Origin of the sequence: Streptomyces sp. NPDC058697, assembly GCF_042715345.1 — a bacterium.
Lineage (GTDB): Bacteria > Actinomycetota > Actinomycetes > Streptomycetales > Streptomycetaceae > Streptomyces > Streptomyces liliifuscus.
The window spans coordinates 82,962-96,613 of sequence record NZ_JBHXSU010000028.1; the positions used below are offsets into that span (position 1 = coordinate 82,962).

At 70.5% G+C, this 13,652-nt stretch carries 10 protein-coding genes; 7 read left to right on the forward strand and 3 right to left on the reverse strand.

The genetic code is table 11. The annotated features are described in order from the left end of the window. Window positions 1-14 precede the first annotated feature (14 nt). Window positions 15-1,640: an amidohydrolase family protein gene (locus ACFWXQ_RS39870; protein ID WP_383938632.1), complete on the reverse strand. Its 1,626-nt coding sequence runs from the start codon at window positions 1,638-1,640 to the stop codon at window positions 15-17. Between the two features lie 9 nt (window positions 1,641-1,649). Then, window positions 1,650-2,939, reverse strand: coding sequence for an amino acid deaminase (locus tag ACFWXQ_RS39875; RefSeq protein WP_383938629.1), 1,290 nt, complete (start codon window positions 2,937-2,939; stop codon window positions 1,650-1,652). Between the two features lie 136 nt (window positions 2,940-3,075). On the opposite strand from ACFWXQ_RS39875, the gene ACFWXQ_RS39880 reads away from it, so the two are divergent. From ACFWXQ_RS39880 to ACFWXQ_RS39900, 5 genes are all read left to right on the forward strand, one after another. Next, the gene (locus ACFWXQ_RS39880) at window positions 3,076-4,341 is read left to right on the forward strand and encodes a sugar kinase (RefSeq protein WP_383938626.1); all 1,266 of its coding nucleotides are present in this window, start codon (window positions 3,076-3,078) and stop codon (window positions 4,339-4,341) included. Continuing rightward, entirely contained in the window at window positions 4,338-5,102 is a 765-nt protein-coding gene (locus tag ACFWXQ_RS39885; protein WP_383938623.1) for an IclR family transcriptional regulator, read from the forward strand. The genes ACFWXQ_RS39880 and ACFWXQ_RS39885 overlap by 4 nt, the downstream gene beginning before the upstream one ends. Further along, complete coding sequence (locus tag ACFWXQ_RS39890) at window positions 5,099-5,509, forward strand: RidA family protein (protein ID WP_383938620.1); 411 nt, start codon at window positions 5,099-5,101, stop codon at window positions 5,507-5,509. Before ACFWXQ_RS39885 ends, ACFWXQ_RS39890 begins: the two co-directional genes overlap by 4 nt. 150 nt (window positions 5,510-5,659) lie before the next feature. After that, entirely contained in the window at window positions 5,660-7,276 is a 1,617-nt protein-coding gene (locus ACFWXQ_RS39895) for a GntP family permease (protein WP_383938617.1), read from the forward strand. Between the two features lie 58 nt (window positions 7,277-7,334). Further along, the gene (locus ACFWXQ_RS39900; RefSeq protein WP_383938614.1) at window positions 7,335-8,024 is read left to right on the forward strand and encodes a hypothetical protein; all 690 of its coding nucleotides are present in this window, start codon (window positions 7,335-7,337) and stop codon (window positions 8,022-8,024) included. A 69-nt stretch (window positions 8,025-8,093) separates the two neighbouring features. Here ACFWXQ_RS39900 and ACFWXQ_RS39905 read toward each other — a convergent pair whose 3' ends face one another. Further along, a complete protein-coding gene (locus tag ACFWXQ_RS39905; RefSeq protein ID WP_383938611.1) occupies window positions 8,094-9,470 on the reverse strand; it encodes a M14 family metallopeptidase in 1,377 nt (458 codons plus the stop codon). Window positions 9,471-9,977: 507 nt separating this feature from the next. Between ACFWXQ_RS39905 and ACFWXQ_RS39910 the strand changes: the two genes are divergently transcribed. Next, window positions 9,978-12,488, forward strand: a complete 2,511-nt coding sequence (locus ACFWXQ_RS39910) for an ATP-binding protein (protein WP_383938608.1) — start codon at window positions 9,978-9,980, stop codon at window positions 12,486-12,488. Between the two features lie 169 nt (window positions 12,489-12,657). Then, window positions 12,658-13,617 carry an anti-sigma factor RsbA family regulatory protein gene (locus tag ACFWXQ_RS39915; RefSeq protein ID WP_383938605.1) on the forward strand — a complete coding sequence of 320 codons (960 nt, stop codon included), beginning with the start codon at window positions 12,658-12,660 and terminating at the stop codon, window positions 13,615-13,617. Window positions 13,618-13,652: the final 35 nt, after the last annotated feature.

Sequence of the window (13,652 nt, forward strand, 5' to 3'; positions counted from 1 at the left end):
CCCGTGGCGGGCGGTCACGGAGCAGTCCGGCGGACCGCCCGCCCCGCGAGCACATCCGTCCGGCGCCCGTCCTCCACGACGAACCGCCCGTCGATCAGGACATACGGGATGCCGGTCGGCAGCGTACGAGGGTTCTCGAAGGTCGACCCCGCCGCCACCGTGGCCGGATCGAACAGCACCAGATCCGCCCGGTACCCCTCACGGACCAGCCCGCGGTCGGGCAGCCGCAGCCGGGCAGCCGGCCGTGACGTCAGATGGGCGACGCACTCCTCCAGCCCGAGAACGCCCAACTCCCGCACATACCGGCCGAGATACTGCGGGAACGTGCCGTAAGCGCGCGGGTGGGGCTTGTCGCCCCGCAGGATGCCGTCCGAGCCGCCGGTGTGAACGCGGTGCCGCATGATCGCCTGCACGTTCTCCTCATGCCCCACGTGCTGGAGGATCGTCGAGCCGAGCCCGTCATCAAGGAGCAGCCGCCGCGCGGTGACCCAGGGAGCCTCGCCACGAGCGTCGGCCGACTCCTGCACGGTCCGGCCCACATACTCGGCGAGCGCCGGATCGGCCACCCCCGAGATCTCGATGGTGTCCCACTCGATGGGAACGCCGTGGCACCCGTCCGCACCCACCACCTCCATGTGATGCCGGATCCGCTCGGCGGTCCCGTCATCCTTCACCCGGCCGAGAATCGCCTCGGGACCCCCCTCACTGGCCCAACTGGGCAGCATGGCCACGAGAGTCGTACAGCCGGGCGTGTACGGATACGTATCAAGACTGATGTCGGCCCCACCGGCGAGCGCGCGATCGACGAGCGCCAGCAACTCAGGCCCTCGGCCCTTGTTCACACCGAAGTTCATGGTGGCGTGGGCCAGATGAAGGGAGCAGCCCGCCTCGCGCGTCAGCTCCACCATCTCTCTGTACGCGTCCAGGGCGCCGGCTCCGTACGACCGATGATGCGGACAGTAGTAACCGCCGAACTCCGCAACCACCCGGCACAACTCGGTGAGTTCGGAATCCTTGGCGTACATGCCGGGTGTGTACGTGAGCCCGGACGACATCCCGACCGCACCCTCCCGCATACCGTCGGCGACCAACTGCCGCATCCGGTCCAGTTCTTGTGGCGTCGCCGCGCGATCGTCCCAGCCGACGGCAAGCATCCGCACCGAGCCCTGAGGAATCAGATAGGCGGCATTGACGGCGATGCCCTCACCGTCAAAACCATGGTCCAGCCGGTCCAGATACTCGCCCACGGACCGCCAGCTGAAGTCGATGTCGTCCCCGTTGCCGTTCCACCCGGTGATCGCCCTGCGCACCTCGGCGAGGGTCCGGTCGTCGACGGGCGCGTACGACAGCCCGTCCTGCCCGATGACCTCCAGCGTCACGCCCTGCGCGACCTTCGCGCTGTGGTCGGGGTCGCGGAGCAGGGCCAGATCGCTGTGGGCGTGCATGTCGATGAAGCCGGGGGAGAGAACGAGCCCCTCGGCATCCAGCACCCGCCGGGCGACGGGCCGCAGACAGCCCGCCGCCGCAGCCTCCTGGACGACGGCGGTGATCCTGCCGCCCTCGATCCCCACGTCGGCCCGATAGGAGGGACCTCCGCTCCCGTCGACAACCTCCACGTCACGCACTACGAGGTCCATCATGGCGGGCTCCTAGAAGTAGGTGCGGATGTAGTCGACGACCGTGCCGTCCTGCTCCACCACGGGAATCAGCTCCCACTTGTCGAAGGAGGTGCAGGGATGAGAGAGCCCCATCCCCACCCAGTCACCGACCTGGAGCTCGACCCCTTCGTCCGTACGAATCCAGGCATGCTGATCGGACAGACCAGTGATCGCGACACCATCGGCCGCCCGCTCACCCGCATCCGAGCGCACGACCTGCACCTCGGGCAGATCGAGGTCGTACGCGGCATCCCGCTTGCCGGCGTTGACGAAGGCCTGCTCGGCAGAGGGCCGTGAAACGACCTGGGCCCACAGCCGGAACGCGGGCTGCAGGGCACCCTCTTCGGGAACCCGGTTGAACGGAGTGATCTTCCGGTAGTGCCCGTCATCGTGCGAGACATAAGCACCGGACCGCAGCAACTTCAGCACAGGCAGCGACAGTTCAGGAATCCCGGCAAAAACATCGGCCACGGCATCGAACCAGGCGCTACCGCCCGCACTCACCACGACCTCGTCCAGCCCCCCGAAGCGACCGTCCTTGTCAAACTCGACGGCCAGGGCGACAAGCCGCCGCAGCCAGCCCCGCACCCGCTCCGAATCGGCGTCGGGCACCTCCCCCTCGTACCCCGCAATACCCACGAGCCGCAGGGTGTCCACTCCGCCAACGGCATCGGCGACGGCGGCACACTCCGCCTCCGTCCGCACACCGGTCCGAGCGCCCTCACCGGCAGCCAGCTCGACGACGACGTCCACGGGCCGAACGGCACCCCGCAACGCGGAGTCCATCAACTCCACCCCGCGCACGGAGTCGACGTAACAGACAAAACGAAACTCGGGATCGGCGTCGAGCTGCGAGGAGACCCACTTCAGTGCGGCGGCATCCACCACTTCATTCGCCAGAAAGACCCGTTGGACCCCGAACGCCCGTGCCACCCGCACCTGATGAGGCACGGCCAGCGTGATCCCCCAGGCCCCATGCTCGATCTGCCGCTGAAAAAGTTGGGGGGCCATGGAGGTCTTGCCGTGCGGGGCGAAGGCGAGCCCGTGCCGGACCGAGTACGTCTCCATGAGCCGCAGATTGTGATCGAGCCGCTCGGCGGACAGGGCCAGTACGGGAGTGGTGAACCCGCCACTGAACAGATTGCGGCGCTGAGCGGCCAGCTCGCCGACCGTGAGCCCGTCGGCATTGGGCGGGAGCCCCTTGAACCGGTGGTCGACACGTTCGTCCGCGAGCGCGGCAAGACGCTCCGCACCGGTACCGGAGACGGAATCGGCGGCCATGAAGCCTCCCAAATATTCGCCGTTGCACTCCTTGCAACAGTCATTGCGTGTCGCGCTTACTGCTGTCTAACATCTCGGCCAACGCCGGGTCAACGAAGCCGCAGAGACCCACAAAGGCCAAGGAGCCCCAGCCATCGTGACCCCCACCGGACCCGCCCCCACGGTCGCCGCGCACCCCGCGCCCGCCGTGGACGTCGTCACCCTCGGCGAGTCCATGGTCACGTTCCTCCCCTCCCGCCCGGGCCGCCTCGCCGATGTGCCGTCCTTCGACCGGGCGATCGGCGGCGCGGAGTCCAACGTGGCCTGCGTACTGGCCGCAGCCGGCCACACCGCGAAGTGGGTCAGCCGAGTGGGCGCCGACGGCTTCGGCGACCACCTCACCGAGGCGATCGCCGCATACGGTGTCGACACCTCCGCCGTACAACGCGACCCCACCCGCCCCACAGGCATCTACTTCCGCACGGCGAGCGACCGCTCCACCGACACCCACGAGGTGGCGTACTACCGCACGGGCTCTGCGGCCTCGGCGATGTCCAGGGCCACCCTCGACATGGCGGCCGTCAACTCGGGCCGAATCCTCCACCTCTCCGGCATCACCGCGGCACTCTCCTCCGACTGCCGCTCCCTCCTGACCACCCTCACGGCATCCGCCCCCACCCGCCCCCTGATCTCCTTCGACGTCAACTACCGCGCAGGCCTCTGGCCGACCCCGTCCGAGGCAGGAGCCACCCTCCTCACCCTCACCCGCGGCGCCGACCTCGTCTTCGTCGGCGAGGACGAGGCGGAGGCGGCCTGGGGCATCACGGGCGGCCCGGAAGCAGTCAGGGAGGCCGTGCCGGAGCCACGGATGCTGGTGGTGAAACAGGGCGTACGAGGAGCCACGCTGTTCGAGCGCACACCCGCCCCGAACCCGCACCCGCCCACGGACGGAAGGGGGCGTGTCGGGGGGTGTCCGCCCGCAGCGGATGGCGTGTCAACTCGTAGCCCTTCTCAGGCGACCGATTCCACGCCAGACCGAGGACGGATACCCCCCGGCGCGCACCCGACCCACCCCCTGCGCGGGGGCGAACCCACCGCGGAGCCGAACGCCGAACACGACACCACCACGTTCGTCCCCGCCCTCCACGTGGACGTGGTCGCCCCGGTGGGCGCGGGCGACGCCTTCGCGGCCGGCTTCCTGTCGGCGACCCTCCGCGGGCTCCCCCCGAGGGCCCGCCTCCGCCACGGCCACCTCATGGCCGCCGCCGCGCTCACCGACCCCGGAGACCTCGGCGCACCCCCCTCCCGCGACCACGCCGACCGCCTCGCCGCCCTGGACGATGGCGCGTGGGGGAGACTTCGACTCGGCCCCGGCTGGACGCACACCGCAGACCGGGCCCAGGAGGAGGTACCCACCCCATGAGCCAGACCGTCGACAGAGCGCTGTCCATCCTGCCGCTACTGGCCGAGGGCCCCGCGGACCTGGGCCAGGTCGCCGACCGCCTGGGCGTCCACAAGTCCACCGCCCTGCGCCTCCTGCGCACGCTCCACGAACACGGCCTCGTCTACCGCCAGTCCGACCAGCGCTACCGCCTCGGCGCCCGCCTCTTCGCCCTGGCCCAGGAGGCCGTCGAGAACCTCGACGTCCGGGAGATCGCCCACCCCCACCTCGTACGCCTCAACGAGCAGTGCGGCCACACCGTCCACCTCGCCGTTCACGAGGAGGGCGAGGTCCTCTACATCGACAAGGTCGAGAGCCGCTACCCGGTCCGCATGTACTCCCGCATCGGCAAACCGGTAGCCATCACGGTCGCCGCAGTGGCGAAACTGCTCCTCGCCGACCTCCCGGAACCCGAGCGCCACACCCTGGCGGACAAACTCGACTACCCGATGTACACATCCCGCTCGACCCCCAACGCCCCGGCGTTCCTCAGGGAGCTGGAGAAGGTACGGGACCAGGGCTGGGCCACAGACCTCGGCGGCCACGAGGAGTCCATCAACTGCGTGGCCGCCCCCATCCGAGGCACCGACGGCCGCGTGGTCGCAGCCATGTCCGTCTCCGCCCCGAACGTGGTCGTCACCGCCGACGAACTCCTCACACTGCTCCCACTGGTGCGCCGTACCGCGGCGGCGATCAGCGGTGAGTACTCAGGCAAGACCCCGACGAAGGAATCCAGCTCATGACCGACAAGATCGCCCTCACCCCCAAGACCCACACCACCCCGCCGGCCAAGTTCTCGCACGGAGTCAGGAAGGGGAACATCCTCCAGGTAGCGGGCCAGGTCGGCTTCCTGCCCGCGGTCGACGGCGAGCCCCCCACACCCGCAGGCCCGACCCTGCGCGAGCAGACCCTCCAGACCCTCGCGAACGTCAAGGCCATCCTCGAAGAGGGCGGCTCCTCGTGGGACGACGCGATGATGATCCGCGTCTACCTCACGGACGTGGACCACTTCGCGGAAATGAACGCGATCTACAACGCGTACTTCGAGGAGCAGGGCCTGTCGGCACCCCCCGCGGCCCGCACAACGGTGTACGTGGGCCTCCCCGCAGGCTTGCTGATCGAAATCGACACACTCGCAGTACTCGGTTAAAGCCCCGCGCACCCAACGCGCGCCCCCACCACCACGCGCACCCCCCACCACCCGCACCCCGTAAGTCATCAAGGTCCGGCGCCCACCCCAGGGCGCCGCACCGCGATCCGCCCTGCCCGAAAGCTCCATGCCCTTAAGAAGAGGCCCCCCATGTCGTCCCCGCTCGCAGCCACCCCCACCCCAGAGGCCCCACCCCACACAGGCGGCCTGCTCCTCCTCATGGACGGCACCGCAGGCCTCCTGACGGTCGCGGCCCTCGGCATAGTCCTGCTCCTCGTCCTGATCATCAAAGTCAGACTGCAGCCGTTCGTAGCGCTGCTCGCGGTATCCATAGCCGTCGGCCTCTCGGCCGGCCTCTCCGTCACCGAACTCTTCGGCACGGTCCAGCGGTCGACCTCCGTCTCGATGATCGAGTCGGGCATGGGCGGCATCCTCGGCCACGTCGCGATCATCATCGGCCTCGGCACGATGCTCGGCGCGATCCTGGAGGTGTCCGGCGGAGCCGAGGCGCTCTCGGCCCGCCTGCTCAACCTGTTCGGCGAGAAGCGCGCCCCGCTCGCCATGGGCCTGACCGGCCTGATCTTCGGCATCCCGGTCTTCTTCGACGTGGGCATCTTCGTCCTGGCACCGATCGTGTACGCGGCGGCCAAGCGCTCAGGCAAGTCGATCCTGCTCTACTGCATGCCGCTCCTCGCGGGCCTGTCGATGACCCACGCGTTCCTGCCGCCGCACCCCGGCCCGGTCGCCGCCGCCGGTCTGTTCAAGGTGGACCTCGGCTGGGTGATCCTGATGGGCGTCATCGTCGGCATCCCGGCCGTACTCGCCGCGTGGGCGTACGCCGCCTGGATCGGCAAGCGCCTCTTCGTCCCCGTACCGCAGGACATGGTCGAGGCCGCGGAAGAGGCGAAGGCGGCGGTGGCCGCGGAGCGCGCGGCGCGCCGCGCGGCAGTAGGCGGAGCCACGGACGGCACAGACACAACCACGATCAAAACCACAGGCACGGCCAAGAGCACAGGCACAGGAGCAGGCACAGGAACAGGCTCCGGTTCGGTAGCCGTCGCCGTCGGCGAAGGCCCGTCCGAGGCCCCCGCGGAGCAACCCCCCTCCCTCTCCACGGTCTTCCTCATCATCGGTACGCCGCTGCTGCTGATCCTCGCCGCGACGTTCTCCTCCATCGCCCTGGACCCGTCGACGTTCCGCTCGGTCGTCGAGTTCTTCGGGCACCCCTTCGTGGCGCTGACGATCGCGCTGCTCATGGCGTACTACCTGCTGGGCATCCGGCGGGGCTGGTCCCGCAAGTCGCTGGAGACGGTGTCGACGGCGTCCCTGAAGCCGGTCGGCAACATCCTGCTGGTCGTCGGCGCGGGCGGCGTCTTCGGCGCCGTACTGAAGGGCTCGGGCATCGCGGACGCGCTGGCCGACACGTTCAACGACGTGGGCCTGCCGATCATCGTGCTGGCCTGGCTGATCTCCGTGGTGCTGCGGGTCGCCCAGGGTTCGGCGACGGTCGCGATCGTCACCACGGCCGGCATCGTCGTCCCACTGGTCGAGGGACAGGACCTCTCCCAGGCGCATCTGGCGCTGATCATCATGGCGATCTCGGCCGGTTCGATCTTTGCCTCGCACGTCAACGACGGAGGCTTCTGGATCGTCGCCAAGTACTTCGGCATCTCCGAACGGGACACCCTCAAGTCCTGGACGGTCCTGGAAACGGTGCTGTCGGTGGCGGGCTTCGCGATGGCGGCGATGCTGAGCGTCTTCATATAGCGGGACGAAGCGGAGCCCGGCTGTTCCTGGCACAGGATCGTCGACCATACTGCCCGCTGTGGAGCAGCGCATAGGACCCAACATCCAGCCCCTGCAAGGCGCCGCGGTCGATCCGGCGTTCGTGCCCGGCATCACGGGCCCGCGCCCCGCCGAGCCGAAGGACGCCGAGCCGACGGAGGCCGCGGAGGGGGCTTCGCCTGCCGACGAGGCCGCCTCGGAAGAGACGGCCTCGAAGGAGGAGACGGCCCCCGAGAAGCGGACGCCTGCCAAGCAGACGGACCTCAAGAAGGAAGCCGCGAAGGAGGAACCCTCCGACGACGAACCCTCCGGCGAGGACCCTTCCAACGAGAAGCCGGAGAAGCCGGAGAAGCCGGAGAAGCCGGAGGAACCGGAGGAGGCTCCAGAGGAGGAGGCTCCCGAGGGCGGAGGCCCCGTCTTCGAGGCCTCCGACCGCCGCGCGAAGATCGTCGCCGACCACAGTGGCGTACGGCTGAGCCTGGACGACCAGGAGGCCGAGTTCCGCTGGGAGGAGATCGGCGCGGTCGAGACCGAGTCACCGCGTTTCGGGAAGCGGTTCACCATCACGGTGCACACGCCGGACCGCCGCTGGTACCCGATCGAGATCGAGGCGACGGCCAGGTCCCGCTTCAAGGAGTGGGAGACCCAGCTGGACGAGGTCCTGGACACGTACTTCGAGGACGCCGAAGAGGCAGCCGAATCGGAAGAGACCGAGGAGAGCGCCCCGTAAGGGGCGCGGGGAACTGCGCGACCAGCCAAAACGGCCCCGCAGTTCCCCACGTACCTCATACGAGGCGACTCAACTGCAGTACTGCGCTTCCTTCCCGATGGACCGGTACATGCAGTCGGAGTTCTCCAACAACTGCAGCACGGCGTCGCGGTTGCGCGCGGTCTCCCGCTCGATCACCTCGTCGGGCGGGTAGAAACCGCCCCCGCCGCTGGACCCCGGATACATCTCGAACGTATAGGCGAAGATCTTCTGACTGCCCCACAGGTAGTCGTCGATCGACCCGTCGGTGATGTAGAGGTCGCTGGACTGCTCGGGCGTGTAGCCGTTGCTGGCGGCCATCTTCTGACCGACCGTGGCGAAGGCGTTGCGGTCGTCGACCGTCATCCCGGTCGTGGTGTCCGCGGTGGTGTAGCCGAAGGGCCACAGCACCAGCTCGCTGTACGTGTGGAAGTCCACGCCCGTCCTGATCTGCTGCTTGCCGCCCACGACCCGGCTGCGTACGAAGTCGGCGACGACCTTGACCTCGGGCGCGGACTCGGGCGCCGTACCCCGGTAGGTCTCGGAGGACGTCGAGCCCGACGAGCCGCCGCAGCAGCCCCAGCGGTAGTTCCAGTTGCGGTTCATGTCGGTGCCGACGTACGAACTGCCCGTGTTGGGCTGGCGGTTCTTGCGCCACGAGCGGTAGGCGCCGGACGCGATGTCGTACTCGCCGCCGTCCGGGTTGAGGTCCGGGACGATCCAGATCTCGCGGTTGTTCACCATGTTCGTGACGCGGGAGTCGGAGCCGTACCCGGCGCCCAGCTCGCGCAGCAGATAGAGCGCCATCTCCACGGTGAGGTGCTCGCGCGCGTGCTGGTGGTGGGTGAACAGGACCTCGGGCTCGGACTCGTCGGTCGCCACGTTGTCGCTGATCTTGATGGCGACGATGTCCCGGCCCTGGTACGACTTCCCGATCACACGCTTGCTCATGATGCTCGGGTAGGCGGCCAGGCGCTGATTGATCTCCGTGTTCATCTCGGCGTAGTTGTGATACCGGGAGTCGGCGGAGGGGAAGTCGAGGATGCCCACGTCCGCGGCGCTCGACCGGTCGGGGGCGGAGCCGAGGGGCGTGACCTCGTAGCCGAGCTGCTTCAGCTTCTTCGCCTGGGCCGCGCGTCCCGAGACGACGACGGTCTCCTCGTCGGCCTCGTCGATCGAAACACCCGCCTGGGCGATCGCCGTACGGGTGGCCGAGGTGCTGCCGTGGACATGGACCTCGTACTGACGGATCTCCTCCGTGTCGGAGGCGGGAGCCGCCCCGGAGGCGCCGGTCGCGCTGGTCGTGGCGGCGATGGGGGCCGCGAGAGCCAGGGCGAGCAGCGTGGCGAGGGCGGCCGTGCGTCGGCCGCGTCTGCCGGGTGAGGGGGGTGCGGCGGGTGTGCCGCCGCCTTTGATGCGAAGTCGCATTGATTCTCCTAGTTTCTCCAGAAATTCCGGGATCACCGGAAGTGTGGGGAGTGGAGCGGGGGGTGGATCGGTGCGACGTGCCGGGGCTGTCCGCCGAATGAGCCGACAGGACCCCGTGTGCGGGTGTGGCGCTCATCGTGGGGCTATGGCATGTCCGGGTCAAGACCAGACCGAAACCAGCCGCAGTGAACCGGCCGAAACAAGACGGGCGGTCGGCGCCCGCCCCCGCCCCATCAGGGGCGCGGGGAACTGCGCGACAAGCCCCCACCGACCCGCAGGTTCTGAACGGCGCTCAAGCGGAGCGCGGGCGCACGAGCCGGGCGCAATGCATATATGCGGCCCGGCAGTGTACGCGCCCACACCCCACACGTCGCGGACCCACCCAAAGTGCACCCACGGGTGTGACACCCACGTGCGAAACCCGGGCCGCAGCCGGAAAACTGGGGACAGGCACAAGAGGAGCCACCCACTCCGGCTCCGGTCTCACACCCAGAGGACTGGCTGATCATGGGCGGATCAGCGCCGCGAAGGGTCCATCAGCCACCGGTCGAGACGACCAGCTTCGTCGACCGGCGGGACGAACTGGCCGAGGGGCGGCGGCTGCTGGCCACCGCACGGCTGGTCACGCTGACCGGACCCGGCGGCGTCGGCAAGACGCGGCTGGCCGGGCGGATCGCCGCCCGGGTCGAGCGGGCGTTCCCGGACGGCGTGCGCTTCGCGCACCTCGCCGGCCTGCACGACCCGGCGCTCGTCCCGCTCGCCGCGGCCGACGCGCTCGGCCTGCACGACCACTCCGAACAGCCGCCCCTGGACACGCTGGTCGAGCAGCTGAGGGACCGCCGGCTGCTCCTGGTCCTCGACAACTGCGAGCATCTGCTGTCCGCCTGCGCGGAGTTGGCGGCCGCGCTGCTGCACGGCACGACCGGCGTCCGCGTCCTCGCGACGAGCCGCCACCGCCTGGCCCTCACGGAGGAACACCTCCTGGACGTACGGCCCCTGCCGGTGCCCGACCCGGACTCGGACCTCTCGGCCGCCGCGACCTACCCGGCCCTGGCGCTCTTCGCCGACCGGGCCGCGGCCGTCGCCCCCGGCTTCGAACTCACCCCCGACAACCGGGCCGCCGTGGCCCGCCTCTGCCGCCGCCTGGACGGCCTGCCGCTCGCCATCGAGCTCGCGGCCGTCCGGATGCGCGTACTCGGCGTCGACCAGCTCGTCGCCCGGCTCGACGACCGCTACCGCCTCCTCACCACCGGCAGCCCGGCCGTCCTGCCCCGCCACCAGACGCTGCGTGCGGCGGTCGACTGGAGCCACGAACTCTGCACGGAGGCCGAACAGCTGGTGTGGGCGCGGGCCTCGGTCTTCGCGGGGAGCTTCGACCTGGAGGCGGCGGAGGCGGTGTGCGCGGACGCGGCCCCGGACACGGACGAACGCGCAGACGAACGCCACGGAAAGGGCGAAGGCGACCCAAAGCCCGAAGGCGCCCCCAAGTCCGAAGGCGACCCAAAGTCCGAAGGCGACCCAAAGACGAAAGTCGACCTCAAGACCGAAAGCCACCCCAAGCCCGAAGCCGTACACCCCCAAGACGTCCTGGAAGCCGTAGCCGGACTCGTCGACAAGTCCGTGCTGTGCAGGGAAGGCGGCCCCGGCACCGCCAGGTACCGCCTGCTCGACACGCTGCGGCACTACGGGCTCGACAAGCTGCGGCAGCGACCCGGGGAGGAGTCGGCCGTCCGGCGGCGGCAGCGGGACTGGGCCCAGGAGGTGGCCGCGGAGTGCGAGCGGAGGTGGTTCGGGCCGGGGCAGCGGGAGATCGTGGCCCGGCTGCGGGCCGACCAGGACAACCTGCGGGCCGCCCTGGAGTTCAGCCTCACCGTGCCGGGCGAGGCCCGGGCCGGACTCGGGCTGGCCGGGACCCTGTGGTTCTACTGGCACGCCTGTGGAGCACCCCGCGAGGGCCGGTACTGGCTGGACCGCGCGCTCGACGCGCACCCCGAGCCCACCCGCGAGCGTGCCAGGGCACTCTGGGTCGCGGGCCTGCTCGCCGGCTGCCCCGAGGACCTCACCCGGGGCCGCCACCGCGCCGAGGACGCCCGTGCGCTCGCCCGCCGTCTCGGCGACCCGGCCGAGGTCGCGCACTCGGAGCACCTGCTCGGTCTGATGGCCCTGTTCGGCGACGACCTCCCGGCCGCCCTCGAACACTACGAGGCCGCCGTCGCCCGCAACCCCGTCGACGGCCAGCTCCCCAGCCTCGCCGTCCTCGACCAGGTCGAACTCGCCGCCAGCCTCGCCTTCCTGGGCCAGACCGACCGGGCCGTCCAGGTCTGCGAGGACGCCCACCGCCTCTGCGAGGAGCACGGCGAGGAATGGGTCCGCTCGTACGTCCTGCGCGTCCTGGCCCTCGCGTACGCGGAGCGCAAGGAGTGGGACCGCGCGGAGCCGCACGCCCGTGACGCCCTGCGCCGCAAGCTCGCCGTGCACGACGTCATCGGCATCGGCCTCACCCTCGACCTCCTGGTGGTCATCACCGCCGCCCGAGGGGCCCACGAACGCGCCGCCGTCCTGCTCGGCGGCGCCGACCGCGTCTGGGCCGGCATCGACGGCAACCGCTTCGGCTCCACGACGTACAACTCCGCGCGCAAGGAGAGCGAGACGCGGGTACGGGCGGCCGTCGGACCGGGGGTCTTCGACCGGGCGTACCGGCGCGGCGGCGGGCTCGGGCTCACCGCGATCGTCACGTACGCCCTCCAGGAGGCCGGGAGACCGGTCGTCCCCGGCCCCCGCCGGGCCGACGGCGGCCCTGTGCCGGACTCCGTCCGTGGGGACCCCCGTCTCGCCTCGCTCACCCGGCGCGAGAGGGAGGTCGCCGAGCTCGTCGCCGAGGGGCTCGGCAACCAGCAGATCGCCGACCGTCTGGTGATCGCCCGCCGCACCGCGGAAGGCCATGTCGAACGCATCCTCGGCAAGCTCGGCTTCAGCAACCGCAGCCAGATCGCGGCCTGGGTCTCGGCACGCCGCTGAACCCGGTCCCGGGGCCCGATGTGCCACAACGCCCAACCCACAATCACAACGCCCACCCACAACCGGGCAGTTCGCCGACAGCCGGACAGCCCACCCACAACCAGTTGACCCACCCACCCAACCAGGTGGCCCGCCCGCAACCAGGCGGATACGACAGAAGGGAATCCTCGTGACTGCCGAATCAGCCCAGCCGTCCCGACCGGCTCAACCAGCCCCGCCCCAGGGGGCGTTCGACCACCGCATGGCGGTCTTCGGCTCCGACGACGCCTTCGTCGCGGCCGCGCTCCCCTTCCTCGCCGAGGGCCTCGCCGCACCGGACGAACCGCCGCCCGTGGCCATCGCCGACCCCGGCAGACTCGCCCTCCTGCGGGACGCGCTCGGCACGGACGCCAAGAGCATCACCTTCGTGCCCCACACCGAGTGGTACACGGGCTCGGCGGCCAACGCCGTTGCGCAGAGCGCCGGTTACCTCGCCGCGAACGCGGGACCGGGCGGCAGCATCCACCTCCTCATGGAGCCGCACTGGGCAGGCCGCGCCGGGCGTTCGGCGCGCGAGACCACCGAGTGGATCCGCTACGAGTCGCTCGCCAACCTCCTCTTCGCGCCGTTCGCGACGACCGCCCTGTGCGCGTACGACACCCGCACCGCGGGCCCCGCCATCGTCGACGCCGCCCGCCGCGCGCACCCCGACACCCCGGTGTACGAGCAACCGGCCGGCCTGGTCCACGAGTTGGACTCGGTCCCCCTGCCCCCGCCGCCGGCGCACGCCGAACGCCTCACCGCACCGGACCGCGACACCCTCCGCGAGCGGGCCGGGGCGCGCGGACTCGCCCCCGCGGACGCGGACCTGTTCGCGGCGGCGGTCACCGAGGCGGCGGCCTCGTACGCACCATCGCTCTCCACACCGTCCCTCCCCGAGGTCCTGCTGTGGGGCGAGGCGTCCGCCTGTGTCTGCGAGCTGCGCGTCCCCGACCGGATCGCCGACCCGCTCGCCGGCTTCGTCCCGCCGCCCGCCGAAGGCCCGGCGCCCGGCCAGGGCCTGTGGTTCACCCGCCAGGTCTGCGCGTACGTGGACATCCGGGACGCGGAGTCCGGCGACGGCTCGCTGATCCGTGTCCAGTACGCGTAGGTGCACAGGTGCTCACCCGTAACCGGTGCGAACGC